The sequence below is a fragment of the Bacillus sp. CH30_1T genome (genome assembly GCF_008364765.1).
Lineage (GTDB): Bacteria > Bacillota > Bacilli > Bacillales > Bacillaceae_B > Rossellomorea.
In genome coordinates, this window is sequence record NZ_VTUY01000001.1 from 48238 (window position 1) to 63317 (window position 15080).

Below are 15080 nucleotides of genomic sequence, written 5' to 3' on the forward strand. Positions count from 1 at the left end.
ACTACGCTTTCCGCGGGTAGCCCGTGAGCCTCCTCGGCAAGCCTGCGGGGTCTCACATAAGCTACTCTTCCCGCAGGAGTCTTCGTCTTGCACTCCAATCAACCGCTGGAAACAGCTAAAATCAAATTTCGAAAATAAATAATAAACCCGAACAAATCTGCACACTTAGAAGCAGGTTTGTTTGGGTTTGACTTAGGCTAAAAAACTTTTGTCCCAGCCTCTCGCTTTTTTATTTGTAAGCTCCTTAATATACAACGTTGATTATTTTGAAAATAAACAATTTTCTGTAAGAAGTCAGTAAGATTCAATGTTTACTATAACTGTAATGCCATGTAAAGTGGTCAAAATCATTCAAAGGAGAGAAGAAAATGACAAAGGTTACTAAGAACAATGTACTTGACGCAAATTATGTAAATTCAGATTCACTGCCATGGATTCCAACAGGCATGGGTTCTATGGAGATGAAGGTTTGTAAAGTTAATCCCATTACTGGACAATTTGTCGTTCTAGTTAGATATCCTGCTGATGGCTCACCAGTTCCTTCACATAGACATCATGGTACGGTAATTGTATATACAGTAAGTGGAAAATGGGGATATAAAGAAGACAATTGGATTTCCGGACCTGGAGACGTAGTATATGAACCAGCCTGTTCAACTCATACTCCCATAAATTATCCAGAATTCGGTGAAGTTGTTACGTTTGTAATCATTGACGGTGCTTTAGAAATCCTAGATGAACAAGGTCAAACACTTTATATTTTAAATGCCGAAGCAGCAATTAATATGTACCAACAATATTGCCAGACAACCGGGACTGTACCTGTAGATGTAACCCAATTTTAACCTAATAGTTCGTATTATTTTTTAGGAGGGAACAGTATGTTTTCTTTACAAGGAAAAGTCGCCATTATAACAGGTGGTGGATCAGGTATTGGTCTAGCTACTGCAAAAAGATTTGTAGAAGCTGGAGCAACTGTTGTCATTGGAGATATCAACGATAGTTCAGATATTGCTGAACAAATAGGTGCAACTTTTATTCCAACGGATGTATCTATCGAAAAGCAGGTTCAAGAACTAATCGAAACTACGTATCGAAAGTTCGGGAAAATAGACATATTATTTAATAATGCAGGTATCGGGTCAGGTGGAAAAGTAATGGCAGAGGAAGATTCATCTGTTTTTGAAAAAGCATTTTCCATTAACACATTAGGGGTAATGTTTGGAATAAAGCATTCCGCAAAATATTTGCAACATGGTGGAGTTATTATCAACTCAGCCTCTGTTGCTGGATTACAAGGTGTTCTAACATATGGACCTTATGTTGCATCTAAATATGCAGTGATTGGATTGACAAAGACCGCGGCATTAGAAATGGCACCTCTAAATGTACGAGTGAACTGTATTTGTCCTGGTACCATTGAAACTCCGATGATTCAACAAGAAAATGCTTCTTCTCAGCGCGCTGTTAATAACGTTATTACACCTCTTGGTAGGTTTGGGAAAGCTGAAGAGGTTGCAGCACTTGTACATTTCTTATGCTCTGATGAAGCATCTTTTATCACTGGACAATCCTATGTCATCGATGGAGGCTTAACCTCCGGAATAAGTCATGGGATTTGGACAAGCTGTAGTCAACAAGTATAAAACGTTTTACATAACCCCATTTGTACTATTTCTAAATGGGGTTACTTATATTATTTTAGGAAACTTTATAACTCTGTATCAATTTCTATAGTACTGTAGTTAGTATTAATCTTATATTAAGGCTTTATTGTATTTCTTGTTTTATTATAAACAGTTACAAAAGATGATTTGATACAAATATCATTCTTCTAATTCACCATTGTTACAAGTGAAATTTCATATAAGAACTAAAGATACAACATTTTAGTTCTTAAATTTGCAGTTGTTACGTAGTATCGGTCTATATCCGCAAACACACAAGCAAACAATTAGAGAAAGCATAAGATGGTGTTAGGAAATATCCTAAGTGTTTCTTTCTTTCCAAGTGAATCTCATTTTAGGGCTCGGTTCAGACGACCGACCCCTTTTTTTGTAAAAATTTTCATATTACCAACCTACATGAACCTCTTCTTCAGCTAACACCTCCTGTAGCGATAGAAGAAAAGGTTTTTTTCTAAACAAAATCTGGATTATTTATATTATTATTGTTAATGACTACATCCGCCTTCAATTGAGGTGAATGTTGATCAAAATAGAGTTTCGAAGCTGCATGATATCTTTTAATGAACATTTTTTCGGCTTCTTCATAGCTTCCAAAAGCCCGTTCTTCCCGTTTAGCACCTCTTTTTCTTGCCAGCAAATATACAACATCAAGATTTTTTGGCTCGTCCATTTGGCTATCACATCAGAGGATAGACTTTTAGACCTCAACTTCCTTCACCTTCACATGCTTCATATAGACAAGATCATTGACACCACTTTTTTCACTGTGCTTTTGAGGTATACGCATGAACTCAGCAAAACCCAGTTTTTCATAAAGCTTGATAGCACTTAAGTTGGTATCTGCTACCTCTAAGACATATTCGTGGTATGAAGTTGAACTAATTATCGATTTTAGCAGTTCAGTTGCCATACCCTGTCCTCTATGATTTACCGACGTTGCCACAAACTCTATTGCACCCATATTTTCAGAAATTTGAAAGGGATATTGCTTTTTCTCAAATTCATTTTTGAGAATAACATAAGCAATACTACCCATGAATAAGCCAAGATGCTTTCTAAATTCACTATATTTCAATCTTACAGAAGGTATATTGTTTGTAGTGCAGGCCGCTATAGCCGCAATATGATCGTCAACTAAAGCCGTATAGAAGACCTCTTCATTAAACATATGGGCAAATGTCTTGTAAAGTTTAGCCTTATCTTTTGAAAAATAATTCAGCCATTGATAGAAGCCGTCTACAAAGATTGTACTCATCTCATTTCTTATATTTCTTTCTGCTTCACTTGCACGAATAATATTCATAGGTTATCCCTCTATTCTTTGTGATTGTTTCAGGTCGGTTTTTAAGAACTCAAATCTTTGAAGCATATAGAGCATTGATTGGTTCTCTCATTGACATAACGATCTATTTGATTATCCTTTATTTTAATTAAACTACTATTATTTTCTATTTTATTAGTACAAACCCTTCTTAATACCATTAAAAAGGCGCTTCCTTGTGCTGGATAAGCGCCTGATAGTCAATAATATTCTGATGTAAAATTATCATTAATCCAGGGAAATTAGTTTCATTTGTGCATTTCGCCTCATTTTCCCTCGTATGCTCTCTGTAATTCCCCTAGATCAAATTTTTTCATAGTAAGAAATGCCTTCGTTACTCTCTCAAGTTGCTCCGGTGTGCCCTTGCTAAGCAGCTCATCCATCTCACTCGGCACAACCTGCCAAGATACGCCATACTTATCTTTCAGCCAGCCGCATTGCTCGGCTTCAGGAACCGCAGAAAGCTTTTCCCAGTAGTAATCAATCTCTTCTTGTGTGTCGCAGTACACCATAAATGAGAGTGCCTCGTTAAAACCGAATTTGTGCTCATGCGCGCTATCCATTGCGGTAAACCACTGATTTTCAAGCATAAAATCAGAAAACATGATTGTTCCTTCTTTGTCTGGTTCCATGCCTTCAGGGTAACGGGCGATAAGTCCCTGCTTTGCGTTCTCAAATACTGATAAATAAAAATTAATCGCCTCTTCCGCGTTGCCGCATTTATTCCCGACAAACATTAATGATGGCATTATTGTAGGTCGCTCTTCCCCTTCTGGATTGGTAAGGATCAACTGCCAGGACAAACCATACTTATCTTGAATCCATCCATACTTCTCACTGAAAGGATACTTATCAAATGGCATTAACGCTGTGCCGCCTTCGGACAATTTGTTCCAGACCTCATTTATTTTCTCTTCCGCGTCCTTTTCTCGCGATGGGTCAAAATTCACAATGAAAGACGCCGATGGATTGAACTTGTACAAAGGTCCTGCACTGATTGCCATGAACTTCTGCCCCCAAAGCTCAAAGGAGACAATATCGGAGTCGCCTGAAGGTGTGTCGTGGATCGTTGTCACATCCGTAATTTTTGAGTCCGGGAATATCGAAGCGTAGAACTCAGCTGCTTGTTTTGCTTCCTTTTCATACCATAAATGCGGAACGATTTTTTGATTGGTTTTTAACACTGTTATTCCTCCTCGTAATTTCCAGATAATTATGATGCGGCAATAATGCGACTAATATTCCTCAACTGGGATTATTCGAAAACTGTTCTTCTGAAATTACTAGTAATCCATTTCTTTTGAGTAAAGCAGTCGTGACTCCATTTCCAACAATCTTCTTACTAAGAACTTCGATTCACTTTCTAATATTTCCTTCTCTTATACAAGAATATGGCCCGGTAAATGAAAAGACGCGTATTCGATAAACGCTCCCGTTAATTAAGGAAGAATTAATTCAATAGCTTGTTAATAATACTTTCCCTTTGGTCTCTTTAGAAAATTCAACAACATCGATAGCATTTTTAACATTCTGCAAGTCATCCGTTAAATCTACCCTCATTAAACGTAACTCTTTTCTTTCAATTAGGCTTATTAGACGACTGAATGATTCTTTCCATTTATTTACTGAGACATTTTTATTCCAATTCCGTAAATGAAACATATTTGCATTAACTTTTGCTTTATTTACAATATCTGCCCAATTCACTTGTATCCCAGATAATAGGCCGATGGTTAAAAAATGACCATTAGAGTGTACACAAAAAGCCAATTCGTTCCCTGATGAACCTCCAACAGAATCAATAGCAGAATCAGCACCCATTCCATTAGTTAACTCCATAACCGTTTCAAATAGTGGTTTTTTAGATGTATCGATGACATCAGATGCACCAAGATGAAGCAATTCCTCAGTATATTTATTATTTCTAGTGACTGCTATTAATCGAAAACCTAATATCTTGGATAATTGAGCATAAATACGCCCGATAGAAGAACCGCACGCATTAACCAACAAAACATCATTCGGTCTTAATTCTAAAATTTCTGTACAAGTCACCCACGCTGTAAGTCGATTGATATACATTTGTGATGCCGTAAAATCATCAATCGAATCAGGTATAGCAACGGTAAAATCTGCTGGGGATATAACAAATTCTTGCCAAGTACCTTCACCACGTAAAGGTAAAACACGTTTCCCAAGAAGATGTTTTGAAACTAAAGGACCAACTTCTTCTACAATCCCCACTCCTTCATAACCAGGAATATTCGGTAAAGATATTCGATGTGAATATGCTCCTCTAATCGGTATTAAGTCAGAATGGTTAATAGGTCGTGCTAACATTCGAACAAGGACTTCTCTATCTTTAGGTGGATTTATGCTTTTATTTTCAACTTTTAACACATTTTTCGGGCTACCGAACTCGTAGTATTTAATACATTTTGCATCCAAAACTATATGTCCCCTTAATCTATATCAGATATATTTTTACTATAACACTTAAAATAACTACCGCGTAATCCAAAAGCTTATTCAATTTAATAGCATGTTAATGGGACAACTGATGAGCTTAAATTAGCCCCCTTGAAAGGAACCTTAAAGCATCTCAATTATACAGTTATAAAGATTCTGATTTACTTACCAACTTAAAGACATCAAAGTAAATCATTAAATTAGTTAATCCTAAATAAATGATGAGTGAAATAATTGTTGTTAAAGTACTTATGCGCCCATGATGTTACAATATCTTAGTTCTATAGGTACTCGCGGTTAAACATTTCTTTTCAATCACCTAAAAATGAAAAGAAATAGTTGTATAGCAGGATATGAGATTTAAAAAAACGCAAGAAAATTTTGGTATAAGAGGTGAATCCCCTATGATATATTAATAAATATAGGGATGAATCCCTTGTTAAATTACATTTAAAAGGAGGCCTCGTCATGATTATCAAGTGGGTTCGACTGCGATAATTAAAGGTGCAGGCCAATCATGCTCCGGAAAGAGTTTATTGTTTCTGCGCCTAAGAACGGCGATTTAGATAATAAATAATACGGAGGTAAAAAACATGAGTGAACAGATACTGAAAATAAATAATGTAGAGATATGTACTGAAAGTTTTGGAAATCCTAAGGACCCTGCTGTGCTATTAATCATGGGTGCGATGTCTTCATTAGACTGGTGGGATGAGGACTTCTGTCTCCACATCGCTGATCAAGGAAGGTTTGTTATTCGGTACGATCATCGGGATCTGGGACGATCGACGATTTATGAGCCTGGTACTTCCAACTATACAATAACGGACATGGCTGACGATGCGGTTGGAGTCCTGGATGCATATTCCATAGCGCAGGCTCATATCGTCGGTATGTCTTTGGGTGGTATGATTGGCCAGATTCTTGCCCTAAGATATCCGGAACGCATATTTACGCTTACGCTTATAGCATCAAGTGTGTTTGGGACTGAGATGGAAAAATTGCCTCCAATGGATCAGAGCATACTGGATCACCATGCGAAAAGTGCTTCCATAGATTGGTCGAACCGGGAGGCCGTCATTCCCTATCTTGCGGATGGATGGAAAACTTTAGCTGGTTCCAAACCTTTTGAGCAGGAAAGAATATATAGACTTGCGGAAAGAGAAGCAGATCGTGCCAAACAGCTATCGAGCAGATTTAATCATGCTATGCTGCAAGGCGGAGGCGAGTACTACGATAGGATGGGGGAAATCAGAGTACCAGTGCTCATTATTCATGGCACAGAAGATCCAGCTCTACCATACGAGCATGGTCTCGCTCTTATGAAATCCATTCCCCATGCTGAACTAGTGACTCTTGATGGATCAGGGCATGAGATTCATAGTGAAGACTGGAATCAAATTATCGATTCAGTAATAAATCATAGTTCGCGATAAATGGTTACCCCTATATTAATTAAAAGCCCAATTTCTCAGTGTATAACGAGATATTGGGCTTTCTTCACTTTACTATCTCGCCCTATTTAAGAAAGACACTTTTCTTTGTTACAGATAAGCGCCTGGAAATTGAATAACTTAGTAACTGGTCTTGTTGAATTATGCCATGTCATGTGCACAATCCTTTATTAGGAAGCAAAAGGTTGTTAACTTTGTAATTTTGTCTTGTTCTGATCTTTCCTTCTTCCCCATGGTTTTAAATATGAAATGACAGCCAAGAAAAGCAAGATTGAAAAACTGATCGCTGTTCCTATAAATAACATTTCTCGATTTTCAAGATATAGAGGGTTTTGTAAAGGATGAAGTGAACTCGAGAATATTGGTTTAAAATTATCATGTATCCACATTCTCATAAAATTGCCACCAAACGTTATCGCTACAATATTTCCGATCCATTTCGCCATCACCCAATAATGCTTCGTCATTCCCCAATGGGTTCGTACAGCTAACCAAACTCCTGTAATAAGAGAAGTAAACGCACCAGGAATAATTAAAAACCAATCAAAAAATTGGATAAATAAGTGTGCAGCATAGATAAGATCTTGGTCTGTTATAAAGGTTGTAGAAAGTGCTAATAGGAGCGTGCCGAACATGCCGCTGAAATATATAATTACCGAGATGATATGAGCGATGAGCCACCCATTTTTCCTCTTCATACTTAACTTTTTCGATTTTCTCTTCCCAAACCATGTTAGTACTCCAACGATGGATAATAGAATGACAAGAATCACTAATAAATCAAAAAACAATCTCAATTATGTTCCTCCTGTAATTAAAAAAGATCATGTAACCAGCTACATTAAATAGATGATTTAGATTCTTCGATTCATTCTACTTCTCGAATCATTTTTTCCATAGAAGCTACACGTTCACGGAGGTCAGTTAAATCTTCGGACATTTTCTTTTGTACCAAGATAGATTCTTCAGCAAGCTTGCGATATTCCTCATCTCTGGCGATTTCACGACTATTCATTGACTTTGCCCGTGAATTCTTGAAAAATTGTGTTACGATAACGACTCCTACCACAGTAAATAATAAAATCATTCCAAAGGCAAATAGCATTCCTGCATAATCCATGGTCATTTTCTTTTCCCCTCACTTTTAGATTTTTTAATGGTTAATGTTTTTGTAACTTCGGCTATGTTTTCTGGAGTTATCTGCAAATAAAATGGTGTGATTTCGTAATAATTCATTGCCTTTCCATCCTCTGATAACTCTAAATTGCTTGCGACTAACCCAGCATTCTCCAGGCGTTTGAGGTGCATATAAAGCAATGGACGACTCATTTCCATCTCACGTGCAAGCTGGCTGACATAGATCCGTCTGCCCTGCAATAGAGCGATGATCTGTAACCGATGTGGGTTAGACAAAGCCTCCAGCATTTTAATAAAATCATCTCCAGAAGGTAATAATGATGACAATTCTTTATTTTCATCCATAAGTATAAGGCATGAATATCCCATTCCCTCCTTCATCAAAAGTTCCAGTCCTGAACAAAGATTATTAAGGTACAGACACGTGTAATATATTTCTTACACGTGTACCTGTAATAAATATATTACACATGTATATTTATTGTCAATATAGAATTGATTGTTTATCCCAACTATTTACTCCTTTAAAACATCGGACAGATAATTTTAAAAGCCGACTCCCTGGACCATAAGGAATCGACTTTTTTAATTTGTCTTTTTTTTTGGCTCTTTTCGCAAAGATTGTTGTTTTCTAGCATAGAATCTGCCAGGGCTCTGTCAACCAGTTTATGCTGGATGGTGAGGGGAACTGCTCCGCTTTCCGCGGACGTTCGGCCGAGCCTCCTCAGCTTCGCTTCCGGGGTCTCGGCACGCCCGTACTTCCGCAGGAGTCTGCGCAGTTCCCCTCACCATCTTTAACAGAATTTTCTTGACAGAGCTTCAAGGTGTGCAAGAAAACAATGTAACTAGAAAAAATATTTCTTCTTCCTTAAAAGGAAAATCAATCTCTACTTACCTTAAATGAGATTGTTTGCAAAATTCTTGTTATTATTGATATCCATTAAGGATACATGCTCAGAAAGTTGATTCTCGCTGCAGGATGCTCGACTCCTGCGGGAAATAGCTGGACAGGTGAGACCCCGGAGGCGAAGCCGAGGAGGCTCACCGCCAGCCCCGCGGAAAGCGAGCATCCTGGAGCGGAAATCAACTATTACATTCTCCTCTACAATAGCAACAAACTATACAAAAAGAGCCTTTTTTTTTAGGTTTTCGCAAAGATTGTTGTTTTATAAGTGTTGGACGACGCGTACGGCGTGAAATTCTAGATCATCACGGAATACAATCGTTTAATTACTTGTCAGGATCAGAAACGAAATTAAGAAAATTGTCCGCATTTCTCACTCATCTACTAATCAAGTCTTACTTCATACGACTTTTCATCTATTTTAAGAAAATTCCGTCTAATCTTCCAAAATTGAAAAATTTTGTCCTATAATAGAATTTAAGTTTTGTATAGACTGTAAGGCATACATATATCTAACGGCTTATACTGGGAATCAGAATTCACCATAAAAGAGATATACACCAATGCGATGTTTCCAGCACCTCAATTCGTTGATGGACCAAAAAATTAAAATTAAGGAGAAAATAAATGACCTGGTTAATTTCTACTTTACTTGCTGTTTCTGTCGCTTGGTTAGCTTATAAAGTAAAAAAGGAAAAGGCTAAACAAAAAGAAATGAGAAACAACCATTACGAAGAGTTAGCGGCTATTAAAGAATTACAAAAAGCTTCTATGGAAACGTCAGCAGCCAAATTCGATGAGAAGGTTATTCGTTTGTCCGAAACCTACAAACGAAAAATAGAAATGTTGATGATTGAGAATGAAGATATACGGAAAAATTATAGAAACCAAGGGGAAATCATCACCCATCAAATACTAGAAAATTTCAAATCGGATCTAATTAGTAATCAAATCATATCACCAGATGAAATGATTATTATGCCGAACATTTTTATACCAGAAATAAACGGTAATAGCCGGCAGATCGATCACCTTGTACTTTTATCGACCGGTATATATGTAATAGAAACAATAAATTGGAAAGGCCACATAGTAATGGGATTGACAAGAGGGGGCAGCCGCAAATTTTCTTTTTTAGCAGATTTATTAGACAGTGAAAAAGAGGAATCGCTTATATTTGATAAAGATGAGTCGGGAGCATTAACTTTAAATACTTATGAAAATCCTATAAGTCAAGTTCAACAGACAGCTGTCATCCTATCAAATTATTTAAAAAGTCAAGATATTGAAACGTGGGTAAATCTCTTGGTATTCTTTAATCACGATGAAAAAGAGCTACACGATTGGTCGGATAACAGCATAGTTAAGAGGTTTACAAATAGTGAGCAATTACAACAGTTTTTTATAAATGAACTTACTTCCCAAAAAAGAATATATGGAGCTTTTCAGCTTAATAATATAAAGCATCTTATCGAAAGCGCTAATCATATTAATTAATAGATATGTAATACCAATCAAAAGTTTAACCGTTTTTGCAAAGCTACAATTTTCATTTGATACATCTTTATCAGTTAGTTTATTAACTATATCTTGAGCGTTCTTCAAGTCAGTATCTGATATTGATTCCTCTACTTTCTTGTCATTTGTCCAAGCTTTGGTTTCGTCAAATTCTGGACGACCCTTTACATCGACATGGCCAAGTTAGCCTACTACGAAGACTTAAACTAAAAAGGCTGAGACAAAACAAAAAACCACGACATCAAGACGAACAATTTCAGTGTAGGATCTTAATACCGCTAATGATTTCCGTGCAAGACTACGCTTTCCGCGGGTAGCCCGTGAGCCTCCTCGGCAAGCCTGCGGGGTCTCACATAAGCTACTCTTCCCGCAGGAGTCTTCGTCTTTCACTCCAATCAACCGCTGGAAAGCGCTAAAATCTAAATGTACATTGAACAAATTAGTTCGGGTTTTACTTGACTATCACACTTTTGTCCCAGCCTCTTTGTCTTGCCTGTAACCTTGTCGTCTAAAAGCCCAATAAATCCCTCTGTCATAAAATTTGACGCCAAAGTGTCGGATTAATGCAAAGGTCAGAAAACCTACCAAAATCCCCGTCATGTTAGTCATCACATCCACAACATCCGTGATACCTAGGCGAAAAACATATTGAGAGGACTCAATCAGCAGGACCAAAGCCAATCCCGCGAACATTGTCCGCCAGAAACCTCGCAACAGCAGATAAAGCATCCAACCAATAGGAAGAAAAATCAGGATATTGGCCAAAGTTTTTATAGTATTATTCCAGAAGACCGCCTGCCACTGCAGATTAACCCCGGTAATGCCATCACCGTAAGTCTTGAAAAGAATAAAAATCATGCTACTTAGAAAATACATGATGCCTTCCAACCAAACAAACCATTTGTAAAAGCGCCCACGGCAAAGCTGATAAATATTAGCCACAAAAAAAAGACTGGTCAAAAGATAGAGAGCCGTGGCTGGCCAGATACTATCAAAAGCAGCCATTCCAAACATGAGCCTGAGCAAATAGCGCCCAAAGCCCCCATAAAACCATAGATAGGCGCACAGAAAAGGAAGAAAAAGAATAGTTGTCAGAATAAGTGCTGTTTTTTTAGTCATGTACCATAATGCCTTTCATCAATTTCGTTAGTTTCATTCCGCATCCTCACCTTCCCTTTAGTTTCATGCGTGCTTATTAGGGAAACACCGTCACAATCACACCATCGATATTGTTACCCGATATCTCATAACGATGATTGGCAGGCACATGTATGGTCGTATTTTTAGTAACAGGATAATAAGAAATCTCATAGTTTTCCCCATTTAAACTAGAAGAAATGGTTTTTTTTTCTTTTAGGTATGCCATATATTCTTCTAAAACGAAGTTCTTTTCTTTCATAATCGCGCTATGAGGGAAACCAACATAGCGGATGTGCCATGGTTCATATTGAATTCCTGTTATGTCCGTTTTATCCTCTGGATAACGTAAAATGAACCCGTATTTCCAAGCGTTTTCTTCTATCCACTTTCCTTCTGGTGCATCAGCCATCTTCATTTGAGTAGATCCTACATCAAGGGATAAGCCCAGATTGTGTTCACTATAGCCAGGTGGCAAGGCATAGGCAGAACCCATATCTTGATAAAGGACACTTTGCTCACCAAAGTCTCGAAAGCCGCTTGTAATGGCGAAATATTGAAGGCCATCTTTTTCAGCAGCTGCAACCATCTCTGAGAATTTATTTGCAACATCCTCTGACAAATGAATGTCACTGCCTAACAACACGTAACCTTGTGCCAATTCATAGTTTGCAGATAAATTGACAATATCCGATTTAATACTCTCTTGGTGAACAGGATATTCACTATTGACCAAAAGCAGATCTCCTTGATAGATTTGGTCTTCTGAAATTTCAATTTTTTTGATATCTCTATTAACTCTTACACCCTCTGCTATATCAATTTTAGGTTGATCATAGTGTTGTATTTTTACTTTTGGTTCAGAAAGAGGTTCCATATTTACGAAAGTTAACCCTAGGCAAAATAATAATAATAATAAAAAGCCCCACTTCTTCATTAATCAGTTTCCTCCTTAATCTTATTTGCTTATAAGTGTAGGGAAAACTATTTAAAAAAAGAGTGGGGTAAATTTTAAATTTTTCTTAAATCCTTTTCTCGGACTTTATACTTGATCTTTTTTTCCACTATCCTCCGGTAAGCGCACTTCAAAACTGGTACGTAATATACTACTTTCGGCAGTAATGGTCCCATCATGCTGCTCCACAATATTCTTGGCAATGAACAGGCCGATCCCGGTGCCACCTCCTTGATGAGTTCGTGCCTTGTCACCGGTATAAAACATATCAAAGAGATAGGGCAATTCATTCTGAGGAATGGGATCTCCATAATTCACAACCTGAACAACCACTTTCCCAGAATCAATAAAGCCGTTAATATCCACAAACTGGCCATCGTTACCATAGCGATTCGAATTGGTAAGTAGATTTTCAAACACACGCGCTAATAGCTCTCCATCACCCAATACAGGTAATTGCGGAGTCACATTCACTCTAGCAATCAAATCATTCTTCTCGAAGACAGGATACAATTCTTCCTTTAATTGATTAAGGAGGTCACTTAAATTTATATGATTTTTTTTAATTGGCAATATGCCATAGTTCATTCGCGTTATTTCAAATAATTCATCAATAAGTCTTTCTAAACGCTGAGATTTCGTAAAGGCAATTGTTAGAAAATGTCTGACTTGTTCTTTTGTCAATTTCTCATCCTTAAGGATTAAATCTAAATAACCTAAAACGGAGGTGAGCGGTGTACGGAGATCATGAGCTAAATTGACGACTAACTGCTCTTTACTACTTTCCGAAAAATCCCCTCTTTCTATGGCTTGTTCCAATTTTTCACTTGCCAGATTAATGCTTTGTGCAAGATCACTAAATTCATCATTTGACAATATTTGAACTCGATGCTTAAAGTCACCCTGAGCGAGATAATGAATTCCTTTTGAAATCTCATTGAAATAAGCAGAATAGGGTTTTGTAAGTAAAAAGAAAAAGAATATCGAAAGCAGGGTAAATACCAGTAAAAAGACGTTAAGGTCTCCAAAATTCCCTATGATATTGCGAAAATAAGCTAGTGTATCCCCATAATTAACATTTGAATAATAATACAATTGGAGTCCTTTAAAGAGTAAGTATGTTATGGCGCTAGACAACAACATGCTTAAGCCTAACAACATTATCATTTTTGAACGAAAGCCTCGTAGAATATTACCCATTGAATGTATACCCCACACCCCATACCGTTTTAATAAATTTATTTTTCCGTTTATCCTCTTCAAGTTTTTTTCGTAATGTACGGATATGAACCATTACGGTATTCCCACCTTCAAAGTATGCATCGCCCCATACCTGCTGAAAAATATTTTCCACACTAAATACTTTCCCTGGGTGACTGGCTAGTAAGTACAAAATATCAAACTCTTTAGGCGTTAGTTCGATATTTTCACCATATAGAGTCACTTTACGTTGATCAGGAGAAATAATTAATCCACCATTTTCCACGTAGGCTTTATTTTCTGTACTTGTTTTAGGTTGATTTAGCTTCAAAAAACGGCGGAGCTGAGCATTTACACGAGCAACCAATTCTATTGGGGTGAATGGTTTAGTCATATAATCATCTGCCCCAATTACCAGGCCCTGTACTTTATCGAAATCAGATGTTTTGGCACTCAAAAATATGATTGGCATATTATGCTGTTCCCGAATGCGGCGGGTGACTTCATATCCATCCATTTTCGGCATCATGATATCCAAAATCAGCAAATCAATTACCTGAGTCTCGACAACACGAACAGCCTCTTGTCCATCCGATGCTTTAATCACATGGTATCCTTCTTTTTCTAAATGGATGGCAATCAGATTTGCAATTTCCTCTTCATCATCTGCTATTAAAATTGATAAACGTTTCATTTATTTCACTCCTATGTAAAGTGATATTCAGTAAATATCCGTCAAGACTTTCCAACCGAGAAAAAATTCGTTTTTTTGGTAGGGACGCTTCATCATGATATTAACATTCGTGGCAGCTAATTGAATCATTTAGGGCGTTCATTTATTTTCTATTATTTTTTCCATAATAATACTCTTTGGATAAATTATATATAACGGCAATGAGATCCCTCATTTTCTTCTCTTCAACCACTACGAGTATTGTTTATTTACTCATAAAAAAACTTCCAATTGTCAATAAACTTATGCGATAGTTTAAATGAAATTTCTTAAAAAAATAATGGGAGAATTCTTAACTTTTTCTTAAGTTAATATTATATTGTGCATTAATTACATTTTAAGTTATATTCTACTTTCACAATATGAACCGTTCATCTATTTAATAAAACTACATAACTGTAGCTTTGGAAAAATGATCAAATTTACACTAATAACCTTTGGTACTTCTTTAATTAAAGCGCCCTATAATGAATAACTTAGAGCTTTATTTCATTTACTTTAATTTCCCTCATTTCGCTTTTTGAGATATTAGGGAATAAATGTGAAAAAATTAAGTTGTAGAGA

The 15080-nt window shown here is 36.9% G+C and carries 15 protein-coding genes; 4 read left to right on the forward strand and 11 right to left on the reverse strand.

Annotated features, from left to right (window positions below):
• The first annotated feature begins 368 nt into the window (after window positions 1-368).
• The gene (locus tag F0342_RS00220; RefSeq protein WP_149154064.1) at window positions 369-845 is read left to right on the forward strand and encodes a 2,4'-dihydroxyacetophenone dioxygenase family protein; all 477 of its coding nucleotides are present in this window, start codon (window positions 369-371) and stop codon (window positions 843-845) included.
• A 36-nt stretch (window positions 846-881) separates the two neighbouring features.
• On the forward strand, window positions 882-1646 hold the full coding sequence (locus F0342_RS00225; protein ID WP_149154065.1) for an SDR family NAD(P)-dependent oxidoreductase: 765 nt from the start codon (window positions 882-884) through the stop codon (window positions 1644-1646).
• A gap of 493 nt (window positions 1647-2139) precedes the next feature.
• Here the strand turns inward: F0342_RS00225 and F0342_RS00230 are convergent, their stop codons facing one another.
• The 4 genes from F0342_RS00230 to F0342_RS00250 all read right to left on the reverse strand — a co-directional run bounded on the left by F0342_RS00230 (window position 2140) and on the right by F0342_RS00250 (window position 5457).
• Window positions 2140-2358: a nucleoside/nucleotide kinase family protein gene (locus tag F0342_RS00230; protein ID WP_188048338.1), complete on the reverse strand. Its 219-nt coding sequence runs from the start codon at window positions 2356-2358 to the stop codon at window positions 2140-2142.
• A gap of 27 nt (window positions 2359-2385) precedes the next feature.
• Complete coding sequence (locus F0342_RS00235) at window positions 2386-2991, reverse strand: GNAT family N-acetyltransferase (protein WP_149154066.1); 606 nt, start codon at window positions 2989-2991, stop codon at window positions 2386-2388.
• Window positions 2992-3275: 284 nt separating this feature from the next.
• Window positions 3276-4193 carry a VOC family protein gene (locus F0342_RS00240; protein ID WP_149154067.1) on the reverse strand — a complete coding sequence of 306 codons (918 nt, stop codon included), beginning with the start codon at window positions 4191-4193 and terminating at the stop codon, window positions 3276-3278.
• A 271-nt stretch (window positions 4194-4464) separates the two neighbouring features.
• Window positions 4465-5457: a zinc-dependent alcohol dehydrogenase family protein gene (locus F0342_RS00250; protein ID WP_149154068.1), complete on the reverse strand. Its 993-nt coding sequence runs from the start codon at window positions 5455-5457 to the stop codon at window positions 4465-4467.
• Between the two features lie 614 nt (window positions 5458-6071).
• Between F0342_RS00250 and mleCBF the strand changes: the two genes are divergently transcribed.
• Window positions 6072-6914, forward strand: coding sequence for a CBF family alpha/beta fold macrolide esterase (gene mleCBF, locus F0342_RS00255; protein WP_149154069.1), 843 nt, complete (start codon window positions 6072-6074; stop codon window positions 6912-6914).
• A 206-nt stretch (window positions 6915-7120) separates the two neighbouring features.
• On the opposite strand, the gene F0342_RS00260 is transcribed toward mleCBF, so the two are convergent.
• The 3 genes from F0342_RS00260 to F0342_RS00270 all read right to left on the reverse strand — a co-directional run bounded on the left by F0342_RS00260 (window position 7121) and on the right by F0342_RS00270 (window position 8414).
• The gene (locus F0342_RS00260) at window positions 7121-7729 is read right to left on the reverse strand and encodes a DUF2269 family protein (protein ID WP_223145687.1); all 609 of its coding nucleotides are present in this window, start codon (window positions 7727-7729) and stop codon (window positions 7121-7123) included.
• 71 nt (window positions 7730-7800) lie between these two features.
• On the reverse strand, window positions 7801-8058 hold the full coding sequence (locus F0342_RS00265; protein WP_149154070.1) for a hypothetical protein: 258 nt from the start codon (window positions 8056-8058) through the stop codon (window positions 7801-7803).
• Complete coding sequence (locus F0342_RS00270; protein ID WP_149154071.1) at window positions 8055-8414, reverse strand: ArsR/SmtB family transcription factor; 360 nt, start codon at window positions 8412-8414, stop codon at window positions 8055-8057. Before F0342_RS00270 ends, F0342_RS00265 begins: the two co-directional genes overlap by 4 nt.
• A gap of 1186 nt (window positions 8415-9600) precedes the next feature.
• Between F0342_RS00270 and F0342_RS00275 the strand changes: the two genes are divergently transcribed.
• Window positions 9601-10470: a nuclease-related domain-containing protein gene (locus tag F0342_RS00275; RefSeq protein ID WP_149154072.1), complete on the forward strand. Its 870-nt coding sequence runs from the start codon at window positions 9601-9603 to the stop codon at window positions 10468-10470.
• 483 nt (window positions 10471-10953) lie between these two features.
• Here the strand turns inward: F0342_RS00275 and F0342_RS00285 are convergent, their stop codons facing one another.
• The 4 genes from F0342_RS00285 to vanR all read right to left on the reverse strand — a co-directional run bounded on the left by F0342_RS00285 (window position 10954) and on the right by vanR (window position 14477).
• Window positions 10954-11610: a VanZ family protein gene (locus tag F0342_RS00285; RefSeq protein ID WP_149154074.1), complete on the reverse strand. Its 657-nt coding sequence runs from the start codon at window positions 11608-11610 to the stop codon at window positions 10954-10956.
• 76 nt (window positions 11611-11686) lie between these two features.
• The gene (gene vanY, locus F0342_RS00290; RefSeq protein WP_149154075.1) at window positions 11687-12565 is read right to left on the reverse strand and encodes a VanY-A/VanY-F/VanY-M family D-Ala-D-Ala carboxypeptidase; all 879 of its coding nucleotides are present in this window, start codon (window positions 12563-12565) and stop codon (window positions 11687-11689) included.
• Between the two features lie 105 nt (window positions 12566-12670).
• Entirely contained in the window at window positions 12671-13783 is a 1113-nt protein-coding gene (locus F0342_RS00295; RefSeq protein ID WP_149154076.1) for a sensor histidine kinase, read from the reverse strand.
• Window positions 13776-14477 carry a vancomycin resistance response regulator transcription factor, VanR-F/VanR-M family gene (gene vanR / locus F0342_RS00300; RefSeq protein ID WP_149154077.1) on the reverse strand — a complete coding sequence of 234 codons (702 nt, stop codon included), beginning with the start codon at window positions 14475-14477 and terminating at the stop codon, window positions 13776-13778. Before vanR ends, F0342_RS00295 begins: the two co-directional genes overlap by 8 nt.
• Between the last annotated feature and the right edge of the window lie 603 nt (window positions 14478-15080).

Bases quoted from the DNA above. Each gene is read 5' to 3' on its own strand.
- mleCBF (WP_149154069.1), top strand. From the start codon at position 6,072: ATGAGTGAACAGATACTGAAAATAAATAATGTAGAGATATGTACTGAA.
- F0342_RS00295 (WP_149154076.1), bottom strand. From the start codon at position 13,783: ATGGGTAATATTCTACGAGGCTTTCGTTCAAAAATGATAATGTTGTTA.
- F0342_RS00235 (WP_149154066.1), bottom strand. From the start codon at position 2,991: ATGAATATTATTCGTGCAAGTGAAGCAGAAAGAAATATAAGAAATGAG.
- F0342_RS00230 (WP_188048338.1), bottom strand. From the start codon at position 2,358: ATGGACGAGCCAAAAAATCTTGATGTTGTATATTTGCTGGCAAGAAAA.
- vanY (WP_149154075.1), bottom strand. From the start codon at position 12,565: ATGAAGAAGTGGGGCTTTTTATTATTATTATTATTTTGCCTAGGGTTA.
- F0342_RS00285 (WP_149154074.1), bottom strand. From the start codon at position 11,610: ATGACTAAAAAAACAGCACTTATTCTGACAACTATTCTTTTTCTTCCT.
- F0342_RS00270 (WP_149154071.1), bottom strand. From the start codon at position 8,414: ATGGATGAAAATAAAGAATTGTCATCATTATTACCTTCTGGAGATGAT.
- F0342_RS00275 (WP_149154072.1), top strand. From the start codon at position 9,601: ATGACCTGGTTAATTTCTACTTTACTTGCTGTTTCTGTCGCTTGGTTA.
- F0342_RS00225 (WP_149154065.1), top strand. From the start codon at position 882: ATGTTTTCTTTACAAGGAAAAGTCGCCATTATAACAGGTGGTGGATCA.
- F0342_RS00265 (WP_149154070.1), bottom strand. From the start codon at position 8,058: ATGACCATGGATTATGCAGGAATGCTATTTGCCTTTGGAATGATTTTA.
- F0342_RS00220 (WP_149154064.1), top strand. From the start codon at position 369: ATGACAAAGGTTACTAAGAACAATGTACTTGACGCAAATTATGTAAAT.
- vanR (WP_149154077.1), bottom strand. From the start codon at position 14,477: ATGAAACGTTTATCAATTTTAATAGCAGATGATGAAGAGGAAATTGCA.